We start from the raw sequence: 26,420 nt of genomic DNA, 5'->3' as shown, positions 1-26,420 counted from the left end.
GGCTGCAGCAGCAGCCGGTGGGTCATGTACCAACCCTGAATTGAGTTGCCGGCAGCGGCGACTCAGTCGTCGCTGAAGCGCTCGCCCAGATGGGACTTCGCCTCGGCGATATCGGTAAGCTCGACATAGGATTCGCTGGTGGCGTTGTAAATCGGATAGCTGATTTCACCGTCGATGCTCGGGCTGCCGGTTTTGGCGAAGTTGGTCCAGATAGTCATCATCCGGTCGACAACCTCCTCGTCGGTGGCCTCACGCATCTCGGCCAGCGATGCGGCTCCCATGCGACCCTGAATTGTCAGGCCAAGGGCCTCGCCATCGGCCAGCGAGCGGGTATCCGGACGCAGGGTGCCGCTCTGACTGATCGCACGGTGGAACAGCCCTGCGGCCTGCGGCGACGCCATCAGCGACAGCACCTTGCGGCCGCCGCCGGACTCACCAAAGATGGTGACGTTATCCGGGTCGCCGCCAAAGGCCTCGATGTTGTCCTGCACCCACTGCAGGGCCATGATCAGGTCCATCTGGCCATAGTTGCCGGAACCGCCATAGTTGCTCTCGGCGGTCAGCTCCGGGTGCGCCAGATAGCCAAAAGCGCCCAGCCGGTGGTTGACCGAAACCTGCACCACCCCCTTGCTGACCACCGCTTCGGGGTTGTTGAACGGAATGGTGTTGCTGGTCAGGGCAGTAAAACCGCCACCGTGGAACCAGACCATAACGGGCAGGTTGTCGGCGTCCTTGGGCATGGTGACGTTGAGGTACAGCGAGTCTTCACTCATGCCGCCTTCACCAAAACGCTCCAGCGCCGCGTTCTGGGCGGCCTGGTCACTCCAGGCGACGGCATCGCGCACGCCTTCCCAGGGCTCTGCCGGCTCGGGCGCACGCCAGCGCAGCTCGCCCAGCGGCGGCTTGGCGTAGGGTACGCCAAGGAATTGCCAGGTCGTGTTGCTGGATTCGAAACCGCGCAGCTCGCCGCCGGTGGTGGCCACGACAATACGCTCACCGGTCGAGCGGCTGAAATGCTCGCGGGCATCGTCTGCTGCTACCACCTTGCGGGCACGGGGATCGGTATCGGAAAACGCGCCGGCACTTTCCAGATCCGCAACTAGGCCGGTAATCGCCGTGCGGAAATCCGCCACCGGCTGATCGAAATTAATGTCCGCAGCAGCGAGCGAGACTTCGGTGCGAATCTGCTCGGTAATCTGGATACCGTTATTCAGATTGCCGTCGGCATCCAGCGTTTGCAGCAAAATCAGCATATTGTTGACCCGAGGGTCAGATGCGTCGGTTGCCCCCTGAATAATACTCAGCGGTGTCATCACTTCTGCACCGACAGCTGCCCCCAGCACCAGATCACCAATGGAGAAGGTAACCGTTTCGCCCGGGCGATAGCGGAAGGTTCCGGTGTCACTGGTTGTACCAGTGTTGCTGCCTGCACTGTAGTCAAGACCTGCCACGTGGCTGTCCACAAAGGTGCCGGTGCGACGTTCATCGTCACTCCCGCCGCCGCCACCAAGACAGCCGGCCAGCGGCAAGGTAATTGCCATCAGGGATATGCTCAGATAGCTGAGACGCTTGGGAGGTGTTGCAATACCGGGGTTCATGCTGCTCTCCGTTTTATTGTTGTAAGAAGCCAAGCAAGAGAAATGACTTGCTGGTCACCCTCCGCTCCGGCTGAGCATAGGCAGACTTGCAAGGCACAACAACGGAAAAATGAATGATCATTCGCAGCGATACGGCGACTCATTTTCGAGACATCAATCCTCTCCGTCTCGGCCAGTGCTTCCCCTCTCATGTCACGGCAGATAAGCCTATTAAATGGAGCGAACATTCATTCTTAATGAAAAACCGTCATCTATGAACGCTCGACCCCACGTCCCCATCACCACCGGCGATTCCCGGAAGAGGCCTTTAGCGAGACAGAACACCATGACCAAACAACTGCACAGCAACCCTGTTGAGCAATATTCACCGCGCTGATGGCAGCAAACGCGAGCGCAGAAACGCCACGGGCGCCTTGCGGCGCCCGTGGGTTGGAGGGGTAAAACCGGTGAATCAGGTCAGGTCGAAACGATCAGCGTTCATCACCTTGTTCCACGCTGAAACAAAGTCGGTCACGAACTTCGCCTTGGCGTCATCTTGGGCATAGGCCTCCGCCAGCGCCCGCAGCTGCGAGTTGGAACCAAACACCAGATCCACCCGAGTACCGGTCCACTTCACCGCGCCGGTCTTGCGGCAACGGCCTTCAAACACATCGGCATCGTCCGAGGTCGGGAACCAGGCAGTGCTCATGTCGACCAGATTGACGAAGAAGTCATTGCTCAACGCACCCGGGGTGCTGGTAAACACGCCGTGCTTGCTGCCACCGTGGTTGGCGCCAAGAACCCGCAGGCCACCGACCAGTACAGTCATCTCCGGCGCACTCAAGCCGAGCAACTGCGCCTTGTCGACCAGCATCTCCTCGTCCGAGACAGTGAATTTGGTCCGGCGGTAATTACGGAAACCATCAGCCTCGGGCTTGAGCGGCTCGAACGACTCGGCATCGGTCTGCTCGTCAGTGGCGTCGGTACGACCCGGCGCAAAGGGTACGGTCACACTGTGCCCGGCATCCTGCGCAGCCTTCTCGATAGCCGCCGCGCCGCCCAGCACGATCAGGTCAGCCAGCGAGACCTTCTTGGCACCGGCAGCGTTGAAATCTGCCTGGATGCCTTCGAGTACCTTGAGCACCTTGGCCAATTGCTGCGGCTGGTTGGCTTCCCAATCCTTCTGCGGTGCCAGGCGAATCCGTGCGCCGTTCGCTCCGCCGCGCTTGTCAGAATCGCGGTAGGTCGAGGCTGACGCCCAGGCAGTCGAAACCAGCTCGGCAACGCTCAGACCGGAGCCCAGCAACTTGGCTTTCAACGTGGTGATGTCCTGCGCATCGATCAGCGGGTGATCGACTGCCGGCACCGGATCCTGCCAGATCAGATCTTCCGCCGGAACTTCAGAGCCCAGGTAACGCACCTTCGGCCCCATGTCCCGGTGGGTCAGCTTGAACCAGGCGCGAGCAAAGGCATCGGCGAACTCTTCCGGGTTTTTGTGGAAGTGCTCGGAGATCTTGCGGTACTCGGGATCCTCGCGCATCGCCATGTCGGCGGTAGTCATCATGATACCGACCTTCTTGCTGGGATCCTCGACATCCGGCGCGTGGTCTTCCGGTGCAAGATTCTTTGGCACCCACTGCCAGGCGCCGGCCGGGCTCTTGGTCAGCTCCCAGTCATAACCCAACAGCACATCCAGGTAGCCCATATCCCACCTGATCGGGTTAGGCGTCCAGGAGCCTTCCAGACCGCTGGTGATGGTATCGCGGCCCTTGCCGCTGCCGAAGCTGCTCTTCCATCCAAGCCCCTGCTCCTCAATCGGCGCCGCCTCGGGCTCCGGGCCCACATGCGCCGCATCGCCGGCACCGTGCACCTTGCCAAAGGTATGGCCGCCGGCGGTCAGCGCCACGGTTTCATAATCATTCATCGCCATGCGAGCGAAGGTTTCGCGAATATCGCGGGCCGAGGCGAGCGGATCGGGCTTGCCATCCGGGCCTTCCGGGTTGACGTAAATCAGACCCATCTGAACTGCCGCCAGCGGGTTTTCCAGATCACGCTCACCGGAATAGCGGCTGTTCGGCTTGTCGCTGGTCGCCAGCCACTCGTCCTCTGCCCCCCAGTAAATGTCTTCCTCGGGAGCCCAGATGTCGGCGCGACCGCCACCAAAACCGAAGGTCTTGAAGCCCATGGATTCCAGGGCAACGTTACCGGCAAGGATATACAGATCCGCCCACGACAGCTTGCTGCCGTACTTCTTCTTCACCGGCCACAACAGGCGGCGGGCCTTGTCCAGGTTGGCGTTATCGGGCCAGCTGCCAATCGGCGCGAACCGCTGGTTTCCGGTAGAGGCGCCGCCACGGCCGTCGGCCGTACGGTAGGTGCCGGCCGAATGCCAGGCCATGCGGATCATCAGCGGGCCGTAGTGACCGTAATCCGCAGGCCACCACTCCTGGGAATCGGTCATCAGCGCGGTAAGGTCCTTCTTGACCTCGGCAAGATCGAGTTTGCTGAACTCGGCGGCGTAGTCAAAATCGCCACCCATGGGATCGGATTTGGGATTGTGCTGGTGCAGGATCGCCAGATTGAGCTGGTTCGGCCACCAGTCCTTGGTCATCTTGAGCCGGGTATTAGACCCATGCATTACCGGGCATCCGCCAGTCTTCTTGTCAGTCATGTCAGTCTCCGCTCTTGTTTGGGGTGTCATATCGCAGGATCGGAGGGAGTCAGTCTGCTGAGCGCCTGGGAACCTGCAACCTGCCAGTAAGTTAAGCACGGAGCCGGAATAGCGCCATTAACTTAAATCAAAGCATTCAATAGGCTTTGACTATAAAAACACCCCAAGCGATGTTTTAACGCCATCGCGCTGGCGCATCAGCGCCGGGTTGTGCTGAATAATGGCGGAAGGACATGGGAGTCGAACCCACCAGACACGCGTTGCGCATCTCACCGGAGTTGAAGTCCGGGCGCCCCACCGGGGACGATGTCCATCCATTGCGGCGGCAGGCTCAGCCTGCCACCAGAAAACGTTGCTCACGCACGAAGCGGGTCACGCCAGCGCGATCCAGATACTCCAGCACCTGAATGGTCAGGTTGCGGCCGATGCCCGAGGCGTCACGGTACTCGGCGGCGTTAAAACTGCCGGACGGCGAGTCTGCCACCAACTGCCGTGCGACCGCTACCAAGCCTTCCACCTGTGATGGCAGGTAATAACGGTTGGATGCCACCGCAACCAGTTCACCGGCCCGCTGCATGCGCTGCAAGAACGCCTTGAGTTCCCCCAGTTCCATGCCCAATGCCGTGGCCAGCTCGCCGACAATCGGCGGCCGCAGCCCGCCCGGTACCAGCTCGGCAGCCACCCGCGCCAGCAGCTCGGCATCACCCGCCTGCAGCTGCGGCCGGTGATCTGGCAAATGCAGCGCCCAGGCGGTGCGTTGCAGCCGCCCCTCGGCCTGCCAGCGCTGCAGCAACTGGCGCGCCACCGGCAACGGCAGTTGCAGGCAGCCGACCAGCCCGAGCTGCCCCTCCCCCGGCCCGAGTAATTCGGGATGCTGCTGATGCCAGTCGGCCAGACGCTCGGCCAGTCGCTGCCAGCGCGCTTCGCTGGCCTCGACGGTCAGCGCGACCCGATGACCGGCCGCCGCCAGAACAATCAGGCCCTCAGCCGGCAGCAATTGCTCAAGCTGGTCGGCGGACAGATTCAGTTTCAGCGCCAGTTCCGGCAGCGCCACCGCACCCTGTCGCAGCGCTGCGGCCAGTACCTCACGTGGCGTGCTGGCGGCCGCCCAGGCTGACAGCCATGCCAGCCGCTGCGGATGACTGCGGCCGCGGCGCATACCCTGCGGGTCCAGCACCCGGCCGCCACCCAACGTGGTGTTGGCCGCCGGATCGCGGATGATAAAACGATCTCCCCAGACCGCGGCCGCCGGCTGCTCCAGCATCAGTTGCGCCAGACCGGCCGCTTCATCGAGCAGCACCACCCGCACCGACTGGATCGCCGTACCCAGATGCAGTTGCAGCACGCCCCGGTGCCAATGGCTGTCCGGCAATTGCGTGAGAGAAACGTCCAGCCGATCACTCAGCGGCAGGACCTGCGCGCTCAGCCAATCGCCACGCTGGGGCTGTTCCGCCGACACCGCACCACCCAGATTGAGCGCGCAGCGTTGCCCGGCTTTTACCTCAGCGACCTCACTGGACGCCCGCTGCAGGCTGCGCACCCGCACCTCCTGCCCATGCAGCCAGAGCGTCTGGCCTACCTGCAGGCGACCGCTGACCAGCGTGCCGGTCACCACACAGCCTGCCCCGGCGATGCTGAAGCGCCGGTCGATCATAAGGCGTGCCGGACTGTCGCTGGGCCGCGCCTGCCGCCGTTCGGCCCGTGCCAGCAAGGCCTGACGCAAGGCGTCGATACCCTGCCCGCTGGTGCTGGATACCCGCCATACCTCCGCATTGGGCCAGCCCGCCTCGGCGGCCAGCGCCTGAACCTGTTCGGCGACGCTTTCGCGCTGAGCGTCATCGACCAGATCGCAGCGGCTGATCACCAGCGCCAGCTCGCGTCCCCCCAGCAGCTGCAGAATCGCCAGATGCTCGCGGGTCTGCGGCATCACGCCGTCATCAGCGGCCACCACCAGCAGCGCCATATCCACCCCGGCGACGCCCGCCAGCATGGTGCCGATAAAGCGCTCGTGGCCGGGCACGTCGATAAAGCCCAGCGGCTCGCCGGTGTCGCTCGGCAGCCAGGCAAACCCCAGTTCGATAGTCAGCCCGCGGCGCTTTTCTTCGGCCAGCCGGTCGGTGTCCACGCCAGTCAGGGCACGAATCAGCGCCGTCTTGCCGTGGTCGACATGCCCGGCAGTGGCGATGATCACCCGGCCACTCCCAGGGCGGTACGCAGCACTGCCGGATCTTCCAGGCAGCGGCAGTCGAGCAGCAGGCTGTCATCGGCAATGCGGCCGATTACCGGCTGCGGCAGCTGACGCAGGCGCTCGGCCAGCTGACGCAGCGCACGACTGCGCTCACGCCGATTGGCGCTGGTGCTGCACAGACGCAGCGCCGCACTGGGCAGCACGTCGAGCGGCAGCGAACCGGAGCCGATCTGGCTGCTGACCGCGCACACATCCACCGCAAAGGCCTCCCCCGCCCAGCGCTGCAGGTCAGGCAACAGGGCGTCGCAGGTCTGGTGTATCGACTCGGCGCTGCGGGTCAGCAGCCGCAGGGTCGGCACCCGCTGCACCAGAGTGTCCGGGTCGGCATACAAGCGCAGCACCGCTTCCAGTGCTGCGAGGGTCAGCTTGTCGCAACGCAGTGCGCGCTTGAGCGGGCTCTTGCGGATACGCGCGATCAGATCCGCGCGCCCGGCGATGATGCCGGCCTGTGGCCCGCCGAGCAGTTTGTCGCCACTGAAGGTGACCACGTCGACGCCTTCGGCCAGCACCTGAGCCACCACCGGTTCCGCTGGCAGCCCCAGCGCCTGCAGGTCGATCAGCGAGCCGCTGCCCAGATCCACCGCCAGCGGCACCTTATGCTCACGGGCAATCGCCGCCAGCTGCGCCTCGCTGAGCGCGGTACTGAAGCCTTCGATGCGGTAGTTGCTGGTGTGTGCCTTGAGCAACAGCGCGGTGCGCGGGCCAACGGCTTCGCTGTAGTCGCGCGGGTGGGTACGGTTGGTGGCGCCAACCTCGCGCAGCTTGCAGCCGGCGCGGGCCATGATGTCCGGCAGGCGGAAGGAGCCGCCGATTTCGATCAGCTCACCGCGCGACACCACCACCTCGCGGCGGTTCGCCAGTGCATTGAGCACCAGCAGCACGGCAGCGGCATTGTTGTTGACCACGGTCGCGGCTTCCGCGCCGGTCAGGCGGCAGATCCACTGCTCGACATGATCATCACGGTCGCCACGCTGACCGCTGGCCAGATCGAACTCCAGATTGCTCGCGCCGAGGGCGACCGCATTCATCGCCGCCACCGCTTCCGGCGGCAAGGGCGCGCGGCCCAGATTGGTATGCAGCACCGTCCCGGTCAGGTTCAGCACCGGTCGCATGGACGGCGCCAGCGTCGCCAGCAGGTGCTGACGCAGCCAGTGCAACAGTGCCTCGTCGTCGCTGATCTCGCCGCCGCGCCACAGCTGCAGCGCGGCACGCACACCATCAACCACCAGTGCGCGGCCGTGATCGGCAATCAGTTGCTGCACCAGCGGCCAGGTCAGTACCCGGTCGACCGCGGGTGGTCGGTTAAAGGTGGCCGTCATGCGACCACCCTTGGCTCAGTCTGCGTCGCCGCTTTGCAGCAGGCGCAGAATCTCTGCCAGCGCGCCATCGGCAAGCGCGCGCATTTCATCGTCGGTGCGGTCCTGAATCGGATGCGGAACAAAGACCATGGCCGGATCAAAGCCAAGGGCCTTCGACTGCAACGCCGCGGCCTGAACAAATTCACTGGAGGCAACCCCTACTCCCGGGATCTGACGTGACTCCAGGTCTGCGATGTCATGCATACAGCACGACGTGCAAGACCCTCAGTCGGCCAGACCTTCCACCAGCAGATCCACCTCGGCGGCCATCTGCTGCTTGAGTTCGGTCGGAGCAATGCGGGTGAAGGTCGGCTTGTTATAGCGCTTCACCGCAATACCCATGGCTGCCAGCTGCTCCTCTATACGGTCGAGGAAGACATTGCCGCGTGGCTTGGAAATGTCGAGCAGACCGACCACCTTGCCTTCAAGGCTGGCGGGACGGGCCAGACGCGCACGCTGCGCCGGCGCCCGTTCCGCAGTCGGATCGAGCACAATGCTGTGGTTCATGACGTTACCTCACGTGTTACCGGAGACGAACCGACCGGGCCTGAAGCGGCCCAGCCGGCAATAATGGCGGAGAACAGGCCGGCGGTGCCGCCAGCCCGGACGATCAGCAGCCCGCCCGGACGGAACTTGGGCACCTGCTGATCCTTGAAACGTTCGGGGATACCTTCGGCGATGCCGCCGGCACCGGCTACCAGTTCGGCACCGGGAGCCAGCAGCAGCTTTTCGAGTTCTTCACGCAACCGCTGCTTCGACCAGCCAGCCTCGATAAAGACCCGCGCATGTTCGGGCGAGACTACCAGCACCGCGTCACCGGCCATCGCCAGCTTGGCGTGGTCCACGGTGCGCAGCGACAGCGCAAAGGAGCGCGCCAGGGATTCCGGATCGCGCGACTTCTGATCGACAATCCCCTGCACCCCTTCGCCGGGGAACAGCGTCACCGCCGAGCGCCCGGCCTCAACGCCGCGCTCCTGCGCCAGCGGCAGCCAGTCGGCGTCTTCGGCCTCGGCGAAGCAGAAACTGTACTTGCCCGGGTTGCCCAGGGTTGCGCGGTCAATCTCGCCCGGTCGGCCACCGCCGACGTTGCGAATAAGCAACTGCAGCGCCCGGCCAATGGTGGCGTTGGCGCGGTTGCCCTGCCCCAGCGCATTGACGCCGGAATTCATGCCGATGGCGCGGGCGGCAGGGCCGTTGACCACAATCATCGGGCTGCCGAACATGGTGGTGCAGATCAGCCCGTGCAGGCCGAATTCATCGGTCAGCGCTGCTTCCAGCGCAGCCAGCAGTACCGGCATGTATTCCGGCTTGCAGCCGGCCAGCACCGCGTTGATGGCGACTTTTTCGACCGTCACCGGCACCAGGTCCGGCGGCATCAACCCGACCACGTCGTCGGGCTGGCGGCTGGTGCCCTTGAGCATGCGCAGCACCCGCGCCGGTGTCGGCGGCACCACCGGCAGGCCATCGCTCCAACCACGCTCGAAGCAGGCTTCCATCGGGTCTTCGGCGCTGCCCATGTCGATCTCGCGCGACTGCAGGCGAATATCACCAAAGGCCAGTTCCAGTTCCTCGGCAATCCCCGGCTCCAGCGTCTTCGAGCCGCAACCCGGGCGCATCACCGGCAGCGCCTCGCCCAGCTCAGCCAGGCCGGTCAGCTGTCGCCAGTCTTCCTTGTGCCAGCCGTAGGTGCGCTCGAATTCCACGCCGTTCTCGACCCGAATCAGCGTCGGCACAAACTCGATGCCAAGGTGGAAGGAGTGTTCGAGCGTTTTGTCGTACAGCGAGGACGGCAGGTCGGCGGCATACTCGGCCGAATCCTGCGCGTAGACAGTCAGCGGCCCGGCCTGGGCAATCTCGGCCAGCAGCGGCTCGACCAGTCGACAGGTCGGGCAGTCAGCCTTGGCGACGACGATCAGGCCATCGGGAAGTGCAGGTTTCATGGGCAGCCCTTTGAGGGTCTTGTGTCTCAAATAGCAGACAGAATAGGCAGGCTGACGCCCAATTCCAACCACCGACCGCCGTCATGGATGCGCTGATTGAAGGGGTATCAATACAAGCGAAGCAGCTCACCAGCGCGCGTAATGATCCTCTACCAGCCCCCAGGCACCATCCAGCGTCAGCGTCTCCCCGGTAATCCGCAACTCGCCGCTGAATTGGCCGAAGTGCTGCTTAAAATTGGACGCCAGCAACAGTGCATTGAGCTTTTCCTGGCGGGTGCCAGCCGGCTCGAACTGCAGGTCAACCAGCCCGTCCGCCGAGCGCAGCTGCCAGGGCGCCAGCGGCTTGGCGCGGTCAAATTGAAAGTCGACCATGTCGACCTTGATCAGTTGATCGTCAAGCCAGATGCCGTTCTCGGTAAAGCCGGTTTCGTTGACCCCGGCCGCCAGGTTAAAGCCGAGGCGCCTACCGTCAGGCAAGCGGCAGGACAGACTGCCCCAGTTCCAGAATGTTTCCCGGCGCATAAAGCCCGTGGTCCAGTCGACTGCCGCCAGCGCGCCGAGCTGGCGCAGATCAAACTGCTGCTCGCGCCAGCTGACGCTGCCGGTGCAGACCCGCGCGGCGGTCTTGCGGGTGAATACCCAGCCCGTATATCCGGCCCGGGTGCAAATCGACAAAGGCTGCTGACTCGCCCCCTCGTCAATCCGCGCATCGATGCGGGTGCCGTCGGCCAGCTCGACCAGCAACTGACGCACGCCGGCTTCGCCAGCAGCATCCACAGTGATTCGGTTACGCCCTTTCTCGAATACCGCCCGACCACTGCCAGGCCGTGAGTCGAACGTCGTGCCGCGGGCCAGCGGCTGGAGAAAGCTGAACTCGTCGAAGCGCCGGGTGTGTGGATCAAACAGGTAGACGAAGGCACTGCTGACCAGCTTCAGATCGACAATCGCCACGCCAACGATCAGTTCCGAGCTAAGCAGGCTGATGAACTGAAACTGGTTCGCGCCAAACCGCCGCGCCAGCTGCGAGCGCGGCTTGTCCATCACCGTACGCAGGTCAAAGTCCAGGTAATTGATTTCCTCTACCCCGTCGGGGAAAAGGCCATAGCAGGGCTGACCGGATGCATCGATCAGGCGGGGTAACGCGGGCATTGGCGTGCTCTCTTGTTATTGGCAGAACCGAGCTCGACGAGCTGTGTTCAGTAAAGCAGAAGCTGCGTGCCAACCCTATCGCATTGACGGAAAAGTGCCAGAGCCTTTGGTGATTGGGGAATGGATACTGCGCTAACGCGAACCCGCAACTGGATCCCTGCCTGCGCAGGGATGACGAGGTTTATGTATCGGCATTTCCAAAGCCACGCTCCGGAGTTGGCCAGACGTAAGCGGCATTCAGAGTGGAGCCTCCCACGGCAATCCAAACCTCCACGTCATCCCTGCGCAGGCAGGGATCCAGTTGCGCAAATGCATCAGCCAACATAGACCCACTGCCATACCACGAGGCGCGCCCCAATGACCAAACACCCCTGCGTCTACATCCTCGCCAGCCAACGCAATGGGACCCTGTACGTCGGCGTCACCAGCAATCTGCTCAAGCGTATCTGGGAACACAGGAACGGCGTGGTCAGTGGTTTCACCCAGCGTTACCGAATCCACCACTTGGTGTACTTCGAGCAAGCCGCCGACATGCTCAGCGCCATCAGCCGCGAGAAGCAGCTGAAGCGCTGGAAACGACAATGGAAAATCAACCTGATCGAGCAGAGCAATCCTGCTTGGGATGATCTCTACACCAGACTCGCAGCCCCCGGGCAGGAGCGCTGCTGAGCGAACGGGTTTATTCGACCACCACTACCCGATTGCGGCCGCTGTGCTTGGCCTGATACAGACCATCGTCGGCACGGCGCATCAACTGCTGATAGTCCGGGTGACCATTGAAACAGGCAACGCCGATACTCAGCGTGATGTTGAGCGTCCGATCCTGCGGCAGACGGAAGACTTCCTGCTCGACACCGCGGCGCAACTTCTCGGCCACGCGACGCGCGCCATCCAGTCCGGTATCGACCAGCAGCATGAGAAACTCCTCGCCACCCAGACGGAACAGGTAATCCCCGGCACGACTGCTGTTGATCAACAGCGAGGCCAACTGCTGCAGCACCCGATCCCCGGCCTCGTGGCCGTAACTGTCGTTGATCTGCTTGAAGTAATCGATATCCAGCGCCAGCACGGAAAATGGCGTACCGTGGCTGCGGGCATGACTGACCTGACGGGTCAGCACTACCGGCAAAAACTTGCGATTGAGCAGGCGGGTCAGCACGTCGCGGCCGGCTTCCAATTCATTGTTCTGCTCAAACAAGTGATCAAGGCTGAACCGGATTGCCTTCACCGTTTCCCGCAATTCGCGCAGGCGCGCGATGCGCTCGGCCGGGTCCTGGTCGAACAGCGGCAGCAGCACATCGTCTATCCGCTCCATACCATCAAGAATCTGCTGGGCCTCGGGCGCACCCTCAAACGCATGGGCGCCCTTGTGCCGGAACCACAGGCCAAACTCGGAGGCGAGAATACGCGGCAGGTGTTCACCGCTCTGGCCAACCGCCTGATCGAACATCAACTGATTCTCCCAGTCGAACAGCGCGGCCCGTTGACGTTCCTTTTCAGTAGCAATGTTCTGGGTGACCGAAAACAGGCGATAGGCTTCCTCATTGCGCGAGTTACGATCGTGCGAGGTGGAATAGGCGTGACTCATGACCTCCATCGCCAGATCCACGGTGTCCGACATCAGCCGCGCCGCATCCAGGTGCTCGCGATCGGACAGCTCGCAATCCTCCTGCAGCAACGCGATAAAACGGTCCTTGAGACAACGTGCACCGCGCAGCACCAGGTGCACCGGGATATCAATGCGGGCATGAACCTCACCTACTTTCTTCTGCTCGGCAATGATTCGTGCCAGCGCGACCTCATCCTCGCTGTCAAACAACCCTTCCAGCCAGCGACGCATGGACAGACTCAGGCGGCCCTGAACCTGATCATGCGAGAGAAAAAGCGACGCAGCCGGATCGGCCATCATCTCCGAGTAGAACGTTTCGGTCAGATCAACAGCATGACGAATGCAGAACTCCAGTACAAAGCGACGACTCTGCTGACTGAACTTCTGGTTTAACAGCCCCCATTCCTCGGACAGCTGCTCGACGGACAAACGCGGCATTAACAGACACCTCAAAACGACTGGCCGGCGATTGTTTCACGCTCGCGCGCTGCTGTCATCCTGCCACTAGAGCCGTTCCAGAGCCTTCAGCAACTGTGCTCGCTCCCACACACTGAGCAACTCGAGCGGATCGGTACCAGCACCGCGCCAGCTATCCTGCCCCGCAACACGACCGTCTTCCAGTTCGCAGCCCAGGCAGTGGTGCAGCTCGCCGGCGTCCTTGAACAGAGCGATACGCCGGCCATCGATGCAGACATGCACCACGCCAGTGTCGATCTCGGCCCAGCGCGGCCCGTCATCGCGCATCAGCGCGCTCTGCTGCAGGGCAACATCGCGGAACAGTTGATACACCTCACGGGCAGAGACAGTAGCAGTAGCAGAACGAGCTGGCATGAGAATGGCTATCTCCGATAATCAGCAAAAATCAGCAAAACGGCGCTGCAGCTTGTGGAGCCGGCAATCGCACACTACGCTGGCTGGCAGCTGAATGGCCGACAATGATAACAACGAGCCCCCCATGAGCAACTCGATACACTCGCACCTGAGAACCGAAGTGATTGCCACCTTTGTCGTCAATGCGCTGCTCAACGGCGCAGTTGCCTGGGTACTGCTCCGTGAGCAGGCGACGCTCAGTCTGCGTGGCGAGGGCGGAATCGCCGCCGACCTGGTGATCACCGCCCTTGTCCTTTGCATGTTGCTGAGCTGGATCACCATAGCCCTGCAGCGCCGCAAGGTCAGCAGCGGCCAGTTTCCCGCAGTCGCCGCGGACCGATTCAGCGTGCTGCGACAGATCATTCGCTACCTGCCGGACCGCCCTTTCGGCGCTGCCCTGTGCATCGGTCTGATGGCAACACTGATCTACGCTGCACCCACCATCGCGCTGCTCGGTCTGTTCGGCATTGAGCAGCTGAGCGTCAGTCAGTACCTGATTTTCAAGACCCTTTGGACCGGGCTGATCGCCGCTCTGACCTGTCCGCTGGCGGTGCTCTTCCCACTGTTCAAACACCAGGCAGCCGGCACTCCGGCGCCACTGGTCAGCGACGCCGGAGCCTGATCACGCGCTCGGGCTCAGCGCCTGCCAGGCCCGATCACCCCGTCTGGCACCGCCGGCAGCCCACATGCGCTGCACTGTCTGGTCACGAGCCCAGCGTTGCCCGCCGGCGTCCTCCGGCTGCTCGGCCCACTGCGCAGTTGCTCGCGTCATCAATGTGCGCACCCATTCGGTCGCGCCGGCCAGCAATACCAGGCCTTGATCGGACTCAACCTCAGCGGCAATCCGCTCGAGCAGGGTAATCGCTGCCAGCATCTGCCGTAGCATTGCCTGCGGCCAGTCGCGGGCGCGCCCTTCGCGCAGCAGATAACCCATCAGCGCCACACTGACATACAGCTCCTCCAGGGCACCAAAGGGGCGGGCATAATCGGTCCAGCCATCACCGGGTAGCATCGCCGAGGCATCCAGCACCACGTCCTGCAACTGCATGCGCGCGGCCGGCAGCTCGGGCATAAAGGCCGCCGGATTGCGCGGGCTCATCGACACACCATCCGCCGTGGCAGGCATGCGCATCACGCTTAGAGCGCCATCCTGCCCGCTGGCGCGGCACACCACAAAGTACGCCTCGCAATGCTCAGGCAGCGGCACCCAGCCCTTGTTGCCACTCAGGCGAATACCACCTGCGTCGTCGGCTTGCCAAAGGGTCTGCAAATCACGCGGGCTGCGAATGCCCTCCTCGCTCAGACTGAAGCCGTGCAGCCCGCCACCGCTGATCTGCGGGAACATCGCCCGCAACGCAGCCTCGTACCCGGCGCTGAAGGCCCAGGCAGCACGATCTGCCTGGAAGCCGCCCATCACTGCCAGTGCGAATGGCGACAGCTCATCCAGCGGCAGCTGCCGCCAATTGGCCAGCCAGTCATCTGCCGTCTCCATCACAGGTACATCGACCGACGCCTTCAGGCACCACTGCACAGGGGAAAACGCGCTCACAGACCTATCCTCTTGTTCGCTTTGTTGGCTACCCAGCGAGACTAGCACAGGGCCGTCCGAAACAGCCGAGCCTGCACACTGCCTGCAGGCCGCTGGTCGAGCGGGAGCTCGACCTCCCCGAGACTGCGCTACAACCACGCCTGATAAAACGCCAGTTCCTCTTCCAGCACCTGCGCCAGATGCGCGGCCTTGCGAAAGCCGTGGCGCTCGTCGGCGAAGGTGACGCAGTGCACCGGTACGCCGTTGTCGTCCAGAGCGGCGACCATCTGTTCGGTCTGGCTCGGCAGCACCACCGCGTCGCGCAGGCCCTGGAAGAAGATCACCGGGGTGCGGATGCGGTCGGCCTGGGCCAATGGGGAGCGTTCGACGTAGCGTTCGGGCTGGGTGTCGGGGTCGCCAATCAACCAGTCGATGTAATCGGCTTCAAACTTGTGGGTCACCGCGCGCAGCTGTAGCGGATCACTCACACCATACAGACTGGCGGCAGCGCGGAAGCGCCCTGCCCCGGCCACCAGCGAGCACAGGGTGGTGTAGCCGCCGGCGCTGGAGCCGCGAATAAATACCTGCGCCGGGTTGATCCTGCCCTGCTGGCCGAGATAGTCGACCGCCGCCAGCACGTCCTCCACGTCGGTGACGCCCCAGTTGCCCTGCAGCCGCTGGCGATACGGCCGGCCGTACCCGGTGCTGCCACGGTAGTTCAGATCGGCAACGGCAAAACCGCGCTGGGTCCAGAATTGGATGCGGTTATCCAGCACCGGATAGCAGGCCGACGTCGGCCCGCCGTGGGTGAAGATCAGCAGCGGTGGCGGCTGATCCAGCTGCTGGGCGTGATTGCGCGGCGGGTAGAAGAAGCCGTGGGCACTCTCGCCACCCGCGCTCAGATACAGCAGCCGCTCGGGGCGGGACAGATCAGCGGCGTCCAGCGCACTGTCTTCGCCCAGCAGCCGGGTCAGTTCACCGGTGGCCAGTTCGATGCGCAGAATCGCGGCGGTGCAGCTGGGCGACGCGCCGATGCAATACAGCGCCTTGCCGTCGCTGCACAGGTGACGAAAACGACTGTAGGCGTGCGCCAGCCGCCGCTCTTCGGCGCTGACCGAATGGCGCAGCGCCAGATGGCCGTATCCGGCCTCGCTCCAGCTCAGCGCCATCCATCCGTCCTCCAGCGGCAGCCAGGTGTTGCTGCCCTGCTGCCAGGGCGCAGGCGCGTGATCGGCGGCAATCGCCAGCAACTTGCGCGGACCGTCAGCCGCAACCTGCCAGGGCACCCAATAGCCACTGCGATCAGACAGGCAACACAACTGGCCGGCACGATCAAAGCGCGGCTGCTGCCATGCGTCATCCGCGCCACCGACCGACTGCACCTGCGCCACGCTGCCGTCGGCAGCCAGCGTTGCCCGCATCAGCCGGGTGCGCGTCCAGCTCAGATCGGGGCGATCCCATTCGATCCACGCCAGCTGCGTGCCGTCATCACTGACCTGCGGACTGTGGTAAAAGTCAGCGCCGCTGGCAAGCACCTGACGCGAACCGTCCAGCCCAATGGCGACCAGCCGGTGCTCCACCCGCCCCGGCAGATGCGCCTCTTCCACCGCCAGCACGCGGCGGCGCGCAAGGTCGGCGCAGAGTCCGCCGTAGCGGCATTCGGGATAATTGGTCAGGGGTTCAAGGCGCTGCCCTTCCGGGCATTGCAGATACAGCTGCTGGTCGGCTTCGTTGACGAACACCAGCAGGCAGTCTGGCTCGTACTCACCGGGCAGCACGCAGAAGCTGCCGCCGCCGTATTCATACACACGGCTGCGCACGGAATGGCCTTGGGGGGTGACCGTGCGGGTGACGCCGTCCTGCCAACGCTGCAGCACGCTGTCACCCTGCTGCGGGCGAAAGGTCAGCCACCAGAGTGCGCCGTCGGCGCAGCACAGATCGCTGTAGTCAGCGCTGGCGGCAACCGCCTGCGCTGCACTGAAGTCGCTCGGCCAACGGCCGGGCAGGGTTACATCAGACCTTGCAGATGATCCTCGAGGTACGTTCATTACGGAAGGTCAACTCCTCTATCCCCGGCTGGGGCTGCTCTGCTTCGGCTCTGGCCTGCAGAATCTTGTGATGGTGTGGCGACTTGCTGCACACCGGGTCCGCCTGGGTGGCATCACCGGTCAGCAGGTACGCCTGACAGCGGCAGCCGCCAAAGTCCTTCTCCTTTTCGTCGCAGGACCGGCACGGCTCGCTCATCCAATCATAGCCGCGAAAGCGGTTGAAACCGAAAGAGTCATACCAGATGTGCGACAGGCTGTGCTCGGTCACGCTGGGGAAGCTGACCGGCAGCTGCCGCGCGCTGTGGCACGGCAGCGCGGTACCGTCCGGGGTGATGGTCAGGAAGATATTGCCCCAACCGTTCATGCAGCCCTTGGGGCGCTCCTCGTAGTAATCGGGGGTGACCAGAATCAGCTTGCACGGGTTGCCCTGCTCGGCCAACTTCTCGCGCCACTCATTGGTGACCTGCTCGGCGTGATCCAGCTGCGCCTTGGTCGGCAACAGCCCGGCGCGGTTCAGGTGCGCCCAGCCGTAATACTGACAGGTCGCCAGTTCGACAAAATCCGCCTCCAGCGCCACGCACAGCTCGATGATGCGGTCAATCTGGTCGATGTTATGCCGATGGGTCACGAAGTTGAGCACCATCGGGTAACCCGCCGCCTTGACCGCCCGCGCCATCGCCAGCTTCTGCTCGAACGCCTTGCGCGAGCCGGCCAACATGTTGTTGATCTCGGCATCGGAGGCCTGAAAGCTGATCTGGATATGATCCAGCCCCGCCTCGCGGAACGCCTCGATCTTGGCCTCGGTCAGCCCCATGCCGGAGGTGATCAGGTTGGTGTAAAAGCCCAGCTCACGCGCCGCGCCGATCAGCTCGGCGAGGTCTTCTCGCACCAGCGGCTCGCCACCGGAAAAGCCCAGCTGCGCCGCGCCCAGCGCCCGCGCCTGGGTGAACACGTCGATCCACTGGGCGGTGCTCAACTCACCCTTGTGGTTGGCAAACTCCAGCGGGTTCGAGCAATACGGGCACTGCAGCGGGCAGCGGTAGGTCAGCTCGGCCAGCAGCCACAGCGGTGGCCCCTGTTCAGCGGATATGGAGCCAGTGTTGAGCATGGGCCACCTCGATGAAGGCCAGAACGTCTTCGTCCAGTCCCGGCACATTGGGAAACTTGTCTGTCAGCGTGTCGATGATGTCGGCGACCGGACGCTTGCCGTCGACCAGCAACAGCACCTCGGCGGCGCTCTCGTTCAGCTTGACCATGCCCTCCGGGTAGAGCAGCACGTGGCTGTTCTGCACCGGTTCCCACTGCAGACGAAAGCCGGGGCGCAGCACCGGCGTGTTATCACGCACTACCGGGTTCATAGCGCGATCCCCCGGTGCCAGGCCTTGTCGGCCGTGACCGTGTGATACGGCGGGCGCTCCAGCTCATAGGCCATGGTCATGGCGTCGAGCATGCTCCAGAGCACGTCCAGTTTGAACTGCAGAATCTCCAGCATGCGCTGCTGCGCCTCCCAGGTGGTGTAGTGATGCAGGGTAATGCGCAGGCCGTGCTCGACGTCGCGGCGGGCCTCTTTCAGGCGCTTGCGGAAATAGTCGTACCCGGTCGGATCAATCCACGGGTAATGCTGCGGCCAGCTGTCCAGCCGCGACTGATGAATGTGCGGGGCAAACAGCTCGGTCAGCGACGAACTGGCCGCCTCCTGCCAGCTGGCCCGGCGGGCGAAGTTGACGTAGGCATCCACCGCAAAGCGCACGCCCGGCAGCACCAACTCCTGCGACAGCAGCACCTCGCGGTCCAGCCCCACGGCCTCGCCCAGACGCAGCCAGGCCTCGATACCGCCCTCGCTGCCCGGCTCTCCGTCGTGGTCGATGATGCGCTGAATCCACTCGCGGCGGGTGTCGCGGTCCGGGCAGTTAGCCAGAATCGCCGCGTCCTTCACCGGAATGCAGACCTGATAGTAGAAACGGTTCGCCACCCAACCCTGAATCTGCTCGCGGGTTGCGCTGCCGTCGTACATGGCAACGTGGAACGGGTGATGAATGTGGTAGTAGCGGCCCTTGTCGCGCAGGGCCTGCTCGAATTCGGAAATACTCATCGGCTCGCGCTGCATGGCGGCCTCCTTACAGAACGATCTGCATACCGTCATGGGCGACCTCGATGCCATGCGCCACCAGTTCGGCGCGCTCGGCAGAGTCCTCGTCCAGGATCGGATTGGTGTTGTTGATATGAATGAGCACCTTGCGGCTGGCCGGCTGCGCATCCAGCAGCTCGATCATCCCGCCCGGCCCACTCTGCTGCAGGTGGCCCATCTCGCTGCCGAGCTTGTCGCCCACGCCAGCAAAGGCCATCTCGTCATCGCGCCACAGGGTGCCATCCACCAGCAGGCAATCGGCATCACGCATGGTCGCCAGCAGCCCGTCATCCGGCTGGCCCAGGCCCGGTGCGTAAAACAGCACACCGCCGGTGTTGGTGTCGCGCACCAGCAGGCCGATGTTGTCGCCGGGGTGCGGGTCGTTGCGGTGCGGCGAATACGGCGGCGCCGCGCTGCGCAGCGGAATCGGCAAAAACTCCAGCACCGGGCAAGCCGGAATACGGAACGGCTCACCCAGCCCGATCCGACGGCGCTGCAAACCACCGTTCCAATGGCTCAGCATCGGGAACAGCGGAAAGCCGGTCTGCAGGTCCTCATGGACCATATCGGTACACCAGACCTCGTGCGGGCAACCCTCACGCAGGGTCAGCAGCCCGGTCACGTGATCGATCTGGCTGTCCATCAGCACAATCGCCCGGATCGCCGTATCACGCACCGCCCGCGCCGGTTGCAGCACAGGCGTTTGCTCCAACTGGGTACGAATATCGGGGGAAGCGTTGCAGAGAATCCAGTTCACCCCGTCATCCGACAAGGCAATGGAAGATTGGGTACGCGCTTTCGCGTTCAGCGTGCCACGGCGCAAGCCGTCGCAGTTGCGGCAGTTACAGTTCCACTGCGGAAAACCACCGCCAGCAGCTGAACCAAGTATCTGTACATGCATGGGATCTGTCCTCGGCCAGCGTGCCTAAACGCCCCGGAAACCGGGGCGCCCGGTACTCAGCGGTTGGCAAAGTACATGGTGACTTCAAAGCCAATGCGCAGGTCGGTGTAGCTGGGTTTAGTCCACATGGGTCGATCCTCTTGTTATTGCGTGGGTTTACAGCGTCGGCAGGAACCGACGGACTCAGTTAAACACCGGGATCGGGGGGTACGAATGATACTTTGGGAGTAGATTTGGTCGTGATTTGGTTGGTGTGGGGGTGGTTGCTTTGCATTGCACCACGGCTATCTTGGCACCCTGGTACCCAATAACCCACAGGTAAACCCAATGAAAACCGTTAGCCGCCGTACGTTTGAAGACAACCTCAACAAGCATGCACCTCAAGCGTTAGCCAAGCACCTTCCCATCAAGGTGACCAGTCCCGATGGAAACGACTTTGTGGTCGTCAGCGCCGCTGAATGGTCGCAACACCAAGAGACGTTCCATGTGCTGCAAAGCATGGACCTGATGCGACAGATCGCGACGTCGCTTGAGGCCTACAACACGACCAAGGCTACACACCGTGAGCGGCAGCACAAAGCATAGTTACCCTTATTCGCTCGGCTTCAAATTGCCACCCTCCTTGGTTTTTATGGCGTCTACGCGCTGTGGCGAAATTACGTGAAGCGCTCCCTACTTTAGCGAAAGAAGAACATACGGCAAGCTGAATTTCGATCAGAGCACAGACCGACGAGTCCGCACGGACCCCGGGTCCCCGTTTACGCGGGCGAGTAGCGCAGGGCTGGCGGGAAATAGGACGGCAGCATGTCTGAGGCTCGCAGAGCCGAGTTCTGCCGGCCCCCGTCAGAACGAGCAACGCAGCGAACCCGAAGGGCCGTGTAGTCGGGGTCCAAGCTGGCCGCGACCTTTCTTTTGGTTACTTTTCTTTGGCCACGCAAAGAAAAGTGGCTCGCCGTCAGGGCGAAACGGTGACGTGATGAATCATCGCGCGGTGCGGGGATGACGTGGTGATATGCGGATATGACGTGCGGTCGGTTTGCCGTAATGACGATTGGTCTAGATGCTGCGAAGGCAAAAGGCAGACGTGAGCAGCGCACGCGAGGTCTGAGCAAACAACGCAACGGGGCAAAGGCCGCTCGGGCAGGCGCTACCGGCGGAGCGCGGGAGCGATCAACGACGAGTAACACGTCCATTACTCGTAATGACTCCACAACCGAATCACCTTCACCACCCTCTCCGCCTCCAACACCTGATACACCAGTCGGTGCTGAATATTGATACGGCGTGAATACGCGCCTGCCAGATCACCCACCAATTTTTCAAACGGCGGCGGTTTGCGGTATGGGTCTTCGGCGATCAGCGCCAGCAGTTCTTGCGCTTTAGGCTTGAGGCCGGCGGAGGACAGTTTCTTTGCGTCTTTCTGGGCGTGCTTGGTGTAAACCAGTTTCCATGTCACCAATCCAGCTCTCCATCGCATTCTGTCACGGGGGTTTCCATACCCTCGCGAATAGATTCACGCATGCCCGGTACGGAAAGCAGGTACAGCGTTTCCTGGATTGCCGACCAATCCTCTTGGGAAACCAGCACCGCACTGTTCCGTTTACCCAGGATGGTGATGGGCTGATGGGACTCTGCAGTCTCGTCAATCAACCGGTAAAGGTTGCTGCGCGCCTCTGTGGCGGTAATTCCGGTCATGACACCCTCATTGCATGTACATTTTTTGAGCAGTGTACGCTCGTGAAAGCGTACGTCAATACGCACGTAATTGACGTGCAGGTTGTTGGGTAAGTGTGAGGTAGTGCGCAGTGATGGTGACAACCGCACGGACCGCGGGGTCCCCGTTTACGCGGGCGAGTAGCGCAGGCGGTGTTCATTTCTGCCACGCGACGGGGCAAAGGCCGCTCGGGCGCAGCACGCTGCGCCCCTACGCCTGGGTCTGGCGAGCGGTCGTCAGAAGCGCAGAGGCTGGGAACAGTCAAAACCGGTCACGTTGGTGCAGGTGTCAGCACGGGCACGGCATGCCGTGGCCCGGGAGATCGGCTCAGCAGCGGTGCTATAGAGCCATCCCCCACCAAATCCCAGACAAAAAAAGGGCGTGACCGAAGTCACGCCAAAGTTTCACGAACAGACTTGCAGAATGAGGGGCATGTTCCCTCAGGGGTAGTACTCAGGGCCGACAACTCACCACCAGCCCCTAGCGCCCCGGCAGGTGGAGCAACCTGCGCGGGGTTTGCCTGGGTGGGCTTAGAAGAAGCCCAGCGGGTTGACGTCGTAGCTGACCAGCAGGTTCTTGGTCTGCTGGTAGTGGTCGAGCATCATTTTGTGGTTCTCGCGACCGACGCCGGACTTCTTGTAACCACCGAACGCGGCGTGGGCCGGGTACATGTGGTAGCAGTTGGTCCAGACGCGACCGGCCTGGATGCCGCGGCCTACGCGGTAGGCGCGGTTGATGTCGCGGGTCCAGAGACCGGCGCCCAGGCCGAACTCGGTGTCGTTGGCAATCGCCAGGGCTTCTTCTTCAGTCTTGAAGGTGGTAACGCTGACCACCGGGCCGAAGATTTCTTCCTGGAAGATGCGCATCTTGTTGTGGCCTTTGAGCAGGGTCGGCTGGATGTAGTAGCCATTGCCAAACTCGGCACCCAGACGCTCTGCGCCGCCACCGATCAGGAACTCGGCACCCTCTTCGCGGGCGATTTCCATGTAGGACAGGATCTTGTCGAACTGCTGCTCGGAGGCCTGCGCGCCGACCTGGGTGTCGGTATCCAGCGGGTTGCCGCGCTTGATGGTACGGGTACGCTCCAGCACCATGCCGATGAAGTCGTCGTACATGTCTTCCTGGATCAGCGCGCGGGACGGGCAGGTGCACACTTCACCCTGGTTGAAGAACGCCAGCACCATGCCTTCTACGGCTTTGCTGACGAAGGATTCTTCCGCCTGCATGATGTCGGAGAAGTAGATGTTCGGCGACTTGCCGCCCAGCTCCACGGTAGACGGGATGATGTTTTCCGCAGCGCATTTGAGGATGTGACGGCCAACCGGGGTGGAACCGGTGAACGCCAGTTTGGCGATGCGGGTGCTGGTGGCCAGTGCTTCACCGGCTTCGCGGCCGTAGCCGTTCACCACGTTCAGCACGCCCGGCGGCAGCAGGTCGCCGATGACTTCCATCAGCACCAGAATGCTCAGCGGGGTTTGCTCGGCAGGCTTGAGCACGATGCAGTTACCGGCAGCCAGGGCCGGCGCCAGTTTCCACGCGGCCATCAGCAGCGGGAAGTTCCACGGAATGATCTGACCAACCACGCCCAGCGGCTCGTGGAAGTGGTAGGCGGCGGTGTGCTCGTCCAGCTCGGCGGCACTGCCTTCCTGCGCGCGGATACTGCCGGCAAAGTAGCGGAAGTGGTCGACGGCCAGCGGGATGTCGGCGTTCAGGGTTTCACGCACGGCCTTGCCGTTGTCCCAGGTTTCGGTGACGGCGAGCAGTTCGAGGTTCTGCTCGATGCGGTCGGCGATTTTCAGCAGGATGTTGCTGCGCGCCTGCACGGAGGTCTTGCCCCAGGCATCTTTGGCAGCGTGAGCGGCGTCCAGCGCCTTGTCGATGTCTTCTGCGGTGGAGCGCGGGATTTCACACACGGCGTTGCCGGTGACGGGCGTCAGGTTGGTGAAGTACTGGCCTTTGACCGGCGCGACAAACTCGCCGTTGATGTAGTTGCCATAGCGAGACTTGAAGGAAACGACTGAGCCTTCGGCTCCGGGTTGTGCATAGATCATTGTTGTTTTCCTCTGAGCGAAGCCTGACCCCGCACGGGTCAAGTCATGGTTCGATCTTAGTAATGGGTCCGGGGTGTCTGGTATGCGCCGTTGGCAGGGTTGACGTCGTTATTTAGTAGTAGATTGCCCGACCAGCAGCGTTCTCTCAGGCTAGCCGCCAGGCGACGCTGCGGCGCGTCATCTGACCGGCGGTCAGGCGCTCTGCACCCGCAGCACGCCGGTATCAATCGCCAGATGCACCAGCTCGGTCAGCGAGCTGACGTTGAGCTTTTGTTTAAGCACAGTGAGATTGTTAGAGACGGTCTTGCTGCTGATGCACAGGTTCTCGGCGATCTGCCGGGGCGGCACGCCGCGGGCGAGCATGACGAAAATCTCGAACTCGCGCTGGGTGACGTCGCGCAGGCGTGGGTCTAGGCGTTCATCGCTGCCGGCGCAGGCCAGCTGGGTGGCCAGCTCCTGTTCGATGTAGCGCTGGCCCTTGAGGCAGCGACCGACCGCTTCGAGCAGCACCTCGGGCGAGGCATTTTTGGTGATGTAGCCAAGCGCGCCGGTCGCCAGCGCCTGACGCACCAGCGGCAGTTCATCGTGCATGCTGAAGAACAGCACACGCAGCAGCGGCCAGCGCTGCAGCAGGCGGCGGGCGGTTTCGATGCCGCTGATGCCGGGCAGGCCAATGTCCATTATCACCAGATCGGGCACCCGCTGCTGGGCGGCGGCGATGGCCTCCTCCCCGCTCTCGACGCCGCGCACCTCGGCTTGCCCCAGCATCATCGCCAGCAGGCTGGTATAGCCCTGGCGCACTACCGCGTGATCGTCCACCAGCAAGATGTTCATGCTGCCTGCCTCCAGGGAATGCTCAGTTCCAGTATCAGCCCGCCCTGCTCGGCGCTGCGCAGTTGCAGCACGGCGCCAAGGCAGCGGGCCCGTTCGTGCATCGAGTGCATGCCGATACCCCAGACGCTGCCCTGCTCCAGCCCGCAGCCGTCATCTTCGATACGCACCACCAGTTGATCACCCACGCAGCCGAGCCAGATCTGCACCTGCGTGGCGCGGGCGTGGCGGGCGACGTTGTTGAGTGCTTCCTGTACCAGCCGGTACAGATGCGCACGGGCGTCGGGCGTGAGTTCGGGCAGGTCGGTGGTCAGCAGCAGGCGGCAGTCGATGCCGTGCTGCACCTGCCATTGTTCGCTCAGTTGGGCCAGCGCCTGCTCCAGTCCAAGGCGCTGCAGCACCACCGGGTGCAGGTCGCGCACCAAGGCACGAAAGCCCTGCTGCAGGCCGTCGCAGCTGCCGATCAATTGCTGGCTGAGCTGTTCAATCTGTTCGGGCGAGGCGCTGCGGCTGTGCTGCAACATAAAGGTCTGGGCGCGAATGCCGGTGAGGTACTGGCCCAGATCGTCGTGCAGCGCGTGAGCCAGCTGCGTGCGCTCGTCTTCCTGCACGCTGAGCAGCCGCTCGGTCAGGCTCTGGTTGCGCTGCTCGGCTTGCTGCAGGGCACCGGCCATGCTGTTGAAGCGCTCGGCCAGCTGGTTCAGTTCCGGTTGCTGGCTGGCGGCCAGCCGCGTATTGAAGCGCCCAGCCGCGACCTCATGCAGGCCGCCGAGCAGTTGCTGATAGGCACGCTGGCCACGGCCAAGCGCCCAGTGAATCGCCAGCAGCGACACCGCCAGCGCGGCGGCAAACACCAGCAGCAGGAGCTGCACCGATTCCCAGATTTCGCCCAGTTCGTCGTGCGGGTCGGGGGTGATGTGCCACTGGGAGCCGTCGTTGAACGACAGCGTCAGCGGCGGGAAGCGCTCATCCACCGTCGGTTGCAGCCAGTTGACCAGCCAGCGCGGCACGTCTTCGGCCGTGGTCGCGGCCAGAGCCTCGCCCACACGGCTGATGCGCAGGTGACGCAGGCCGTCGAATTGCTGCGGGTCGGGTGAACTGGCGCTGCGCGACAGGCCGTCGAACAGTTGCAAGGCCAGCGCGCGGCTGGCGTGCAGTTCGCGCACCAGATCCTTCTCGGCCTGCTGCAGCAACACCAGCAACAGGCTGAGCAACATCGCGGCGAAGGCCAGCAGCACTCCCGCGTACAGGCGTGCCGCCAGCGGCAGGGTTTTCATCGGGGCCTCAGCGGACGACGAAGGTGCCCTGCATACCCTTGCTCTCGTAGCCCTTGAGATAGAAGGCGTAGCGACCGGGGATCAGCGGGGTAAAGAAGATTTCGGCCTCACCGGCTTCCTCGAATTCCAGCTCGTGCAGCACGGCGGGTTTGATTTCCACATCCCCGGCCTCGACCTTGCGCAGGTGCACGGTCTTGAAGAAGTCGGGCGCCTGGAAGGCGTATTCCTTCTGGCCGGAGGAAACGATCATCAACTGATAGGCCTTGCCGGTTTCCAGCTCGTATTCGCTCTGGCTCAAGGCGAAGTCGCTTTCTTCGTTGCCAAGAATCAGGTCGGGCAAGGGCGTGGTACGGCGGGTCAGGTCACCGGCGGCGAACAGGCGGTCGGTGCCAATCAGACAGATCAGCATGAGGCTGACGTGCAGCATGGTGCGGGTGTGCGACATGGGGGCAGTCCTTTTCTTATTGTCTTGCCGCCATGCTAAAGACCCTGCCGCGAGCCGAAATACTACCTTGGTACC

At 63.1% G+C, this 26,420-nt stretch carries 25 protein-coding genes and 1 tRNA gene; 3 read left to right on the top strand and 23 right to left on the bottom strand.

All coding sequences use genetic code 11. The features are described from left to right. Positions 1–62 precede the first annotated feature (62 nt). The 8 genes from AC13EY_RS10030 to AC13EY_RS09995 form a co-directional block, all read right to left on the bottom strand. Entirely contained in the window at positions 63–1,598 is a 1,536-nt protein-coding gene (locus AC13EY_RS10030; protein ID WP_233049276.1) for a carboxylesterase/lipase family protein, read from the bottom strand. A 451-nt stretch (positions 1,599–2,049) separates the two neighbouring features. Then, entirely contained in the window at positions 2,050–4,248 is a 2,199-nt protein-coding gene (gene katG / locus AC13EY_RS10025; RefSeq protein ID WP_335598969.1) for a catalase/peroxidase HPI, read from the bottom strand. 221 nt (positions 4,249–4,469) lie between these two features. Then, positions 4,470–4,564: transfer RNA gene (locus AC13EY_RS10020), tRNA-Sec, on the bottom strand. A 15-nt stretch (positions 4,565–4,579) separates the two neighbouring features. Then, a complete protein-coding gene (gene selB / locus AC13EY_RS10015; protein ID WP_482876674.1) occupies positions 4,580–6,439 on the bottom strand; it encodes a selenocysteine-specific translation elongation factor in 1,860 nt (619 codons plus the stop codon). After that, positions 6,436–7,815, bottom strand: a complete 1,380-nt coding sequence (gene selA, locus AC13EY_RS10010) for an L-seryl-tRNA(Sec) selenium transferase (protein WP_335598971.1) — start codon at positions 7,813–7,815, stop codon at positions 6,436–6,438. Before selA ends, selB begins: the two co-directional genes overlap by 4 nt. Before the next feature lie 15 nt (positions 7,816–7,830). Beyond that, the gene (locus tag AC13EY_RS10005; protein WP_276527218.1) at positions 7,831–8,361 is read right to left on the bottom strand and encodes a UGSC family (seleno)protein; all 531 of its coding nucleotides are present in this window, start codon (positions 8,359–8,361) and stop codon (positions 7,831–7,833) included. Beyond that, the gene (locus tag AC13EY_RS10000; protein WP_335598972.1) at positions 8,358–9,794 is read right to left on the bottom strand and encodes a thioredoxin domain-containing protein; all 1,437 of its coding nucleotides are present in this window, start codon (positions 9,792–9,794) and stop codon (positions 8,358–8,360) included. Before AC13EY_RS10000 ends, AC13EY_RS10005 begins: the two co-directional genes overlap by 4 nt. A gap of 126 nt (positions 9,795–9,920) precedes the next feature. Beyond that, positions 9,921–10,943 carry a DUF2804 domain-containing protein gene (locus tag AC13EY_RS09995; protein WP_335598973.1) on the bottom strand — a complete coding sequence of 341 codons (1,023 nt, stop codon included), beginning with the start codon at positions 10,941–10,943 and terminating at the stop codon, positions 9,921–9,923. Positions 10,944–11,300: 357 nt separating this feature from the next. On the opposite strand from AC13EY_RS09995, the gene AC13EY_RS09990 reads away from it, so the two are divergent. After that, positions 11,301–11,612 carry a GIY-YIG nuclease family protein gene (locus AC13EY_RS09990; RefSeq protein ID WP_335598974.1) on the top strand — a complete coding sequence of 104 codons (312 nt, stop codon included), beginning with the start codon at positions 11,301–11,303 and terminating at the stop codon, positions 11,610–11,612. Between the two features lie 10 nt (positions 11,613–11,622). Here AC13EY_RS09990 and AC13EY_RS09985 read toward each other — a convergent pair whose 3' ends face one another. After that, entirely contained in the window at positions 11,623–12,990 is a 1,368-nt protein-coding gene (locus AC13EY_RS09985) for a diguanylate cyclase (RefSeq protein WP_335598975.1), read from the bottom strand. 66 nt (positions 12,991–13,056) lie between these two features. After that, positions 13,057–13,383 carry a DUF7693 family protein gene (locus tag AC13EY_RS09980; protein WP_228246310.1) on the bottom strand — a complete coding sequence of 109 codons (327 nt, stop codon included), beginning with the start codon at positions 13,381–13,383 and terminating at the stop codon, positions 13,057–13,059. A 124-nt stretch (positions 13,384–13,507) separates the two neighbouring features. Here AC13EY_RS09980 and AC13EY_RS09975 point away from each other — a divergent pair, with 124 nt between their 5' ends. Further along, positions 13,508–14,044 carry a hypothetical protein gene (locus AC13EY_RS09975; protein WP_228246311.1) on the top strand — a complete coding sequence of 179 codons (537 nt, stop codon included), beginning with the start codon at positions 13,508–13,510 and terminating at the stop codon, positions 14,042–14,044. Here the strand turns inward: AC13EY_RS09975 and AC13EY_RS09970 are convergent, their stop codons facing one another. From AC13EY_RS09970 to pqqA, 7 genes are all read right to left on the bottom strand, one after another. After that, positions 14,045–14,971, bottom strand: coding sequence for an acyl-CoA dehydrogenase middle domain-containing protein (locus AC13EY_RS09970; protein WP_482876670.1), 927 nt, complete (start codon positions 14,969–14,971; stop codon positions 14,045–14,047). Between the two features lie 128 nt (positions 14,972–15,099). Further along, positions 15,100–16,998: an alpha/beta hydrolase family protein gene (locus AC13EY_RS09965; protein ID WP_335598977.1), complete on the bottom strand. Its 1,899-nt coding sequence runs from the start codon at positions 16,996–16,998 to the stop codon at positions 15,100–15,102. Continuing rightward, positions 16,964–18,106, bottom strand: coding sequence for a pyrroloquinoline quinone biosynthesis protein PqqE (gene pqqE / locus AC13EY_RS09960; RefSeq protein ID WP_335598978.1), 1,143 nt, complete (start codon positions 18,104–18,106; stop codon positions 16,964–16,966). The genes AC13EY_RS09965 and pqqE overlap by 35 nt, the downstream gene beginning before the upstream one ends. Next, a complete protein-coding gene (pqqD, locus tag AC13EY_RS09955; protein WP_096006507.1) occupies positions 18,078–18,356 on the bottom strand; it encodes a pyrroloquinoline quinone biosynthesis peptide chaperone PqqD in 279 nt (92 codons plus the stop codon). The genes pqqE and pqqD overlap by 29 nt, the downstream gene beginning before the upstream one ends. Further along, the gene (pqqC, locus tag AC13EY_RS09950; protein ID WP_238872346.1) at positions 18,353–19,105 is read right to left on the bottom strand and encodes a pyrroloquinoline-quinone synthase PqqC; all 753 of its coding nucleotides are present in this window, start codon (positions 19,103–19,105) and stop codon (positions 18,353–18,355) included. Before pqqC ends, pqqD begins: the two co-directional genes overlap by 4 nt. Before the next feature lie 10 nt (positions 19,106–19,115). Beyond that, on the bottom strand, positions 19,116–20,027 hold the full coding sequence (pqqB, locus tag AC13EY_RS09945; RefSeq protein WP_335598979.1) for a pyrroloquinoline quinone biosynthesis protein PqqB: 912 nt from the start codon (positions 20,025–20,027) through the stop codon (positions 19,116–19,118). A 56-nt stretch (positions 20,028–20,083) separates the two neighbouring features. Next, positions 20,084–20,155: a pyrroloquinoline quinone precursor peptide PqqA gene (gene pqqA, locus AC13EY_RS09940; RefSeq protein ID WP_063607997.1), complete on the bottom strand. Its 72-nt coding sequence runs from the start codon at positions 20,153–20,155 to the stop codon at positions 20,084–20,086. Between the two features lie 199 nt (positions 20,156–20,354). Here pqqA and AC13EY_RS09935 point away from each other — a divergent pair, with 199 nt between their 5' ends. Then, positions 20,355–20,612, top strand: a complete 258-nt coding sequence (locus AC13EY_RS09935; RefSeq protein ID WP_335598980.1) for a type II toxin-antitoxin system Phd/YefM family antitoxin — start codon at positions 20,355–20,357, stop codon at positions 20,610–20,612. A 607-nt stretch (positions 20,613–21,219) separates the two neighbouring features. Here the strand turns inward: AC13EY_RS09935 and AC13EY_RS09930 are convergent. The 6 genes from AC13EY_RS09930 to AC13EY_RS09905 form a co-directional block, all read right to left on the bottom strand. Continuing rightward, the gene (locus tag AC13EY_RS09930; RefSeq protein WP_335598981.1) at positions 21,220–21,483 is read right to left on the bottom strand and encodes a Txe/YoeB family addiction module toxin; all 264 of its coding nucleotides are present in this window, start codon (positions 21,481–21,483) and stop codon (positions 21,220–21,222) included. Continuing rightward, positions 21,480–21,722 (bottom strand): type II toxin-antitoxin system Phd/YefM family antitoxin, encoded by a 243-nt coding sequence (locus AC13EY_RS09925; RefSeq protein ID WP_335598982.1) that lies wholly within the window; start codon positions 21,720–21,722, stop codon positions 21,480–21,482. Before AC13EY_RS09925 ends, AC13EY_RS09930 begins: the two co-directional genes overlap by 4 nt. Before the next feature lie 549 nt (positions 21,723–22,271). Beyond that, positions 22,272–23,792, bottom strand: a complete 1,521-nt coding sequence (gene exaC, locus AC13EY_RS09920; RefSeq protein ID WP_096006377.1) for an acetaldehyde dehydrogenase ExaC — start codon at positions 23,790–23,792, stop codon at positions 22,272–22,274. Positions 23,793–23,984: 192 nt separating this feature from the next. Then, positions 23,985–24,626 carry a response regulator gene (locus AC13EY_RS09915; RefSeq protein WP_335598983.1) on the bottom strand — a complete coding sequence of 214 codons (642 nt, stop codon included), beginning with the start codon at positions 24,624–24,626 and terminating at the stop codon, positions 23,985–23,987. Further along, positions 24,623–25,900, bottom strand: coding sequence for a HAMP domain-containing sensor histidine kinase (locus AC13EY_RS09910; RefSeq protein WP_335598984.1), 1,278 nt, complete (start codon positions 25,898–25,900; stop codon positions 24,623–24,625). The genes AC13EY_RS09915 and AC13EY_RS09910 overlap by 4 nt, the downstream gene beginning before the upstream one ends. A gap of 7 nt (positions 25,901–25,907) precedes the next feature. Then, complete coding sequence (locus AC13EY_RS09905; protein WP_335598985.1) at positions 25,908–26,345, bottom strand: cupredoxin domain-containing protein; 438 nt, start codon at positions 26,343–26,345, stop codon at positions 25,908–25,910. Between the last annotated feature and the right edge of the window lie 75 nt (positions 26,346–26,420).

This window comes from Halopseudomonas sp. L-58, assembly GCF_056859475.1.
The sequence above is the reverse complement of the archived record's forward strand: the minus strand, read 5'-3'. Positions and strand labels throughout refer to the sequence as shown.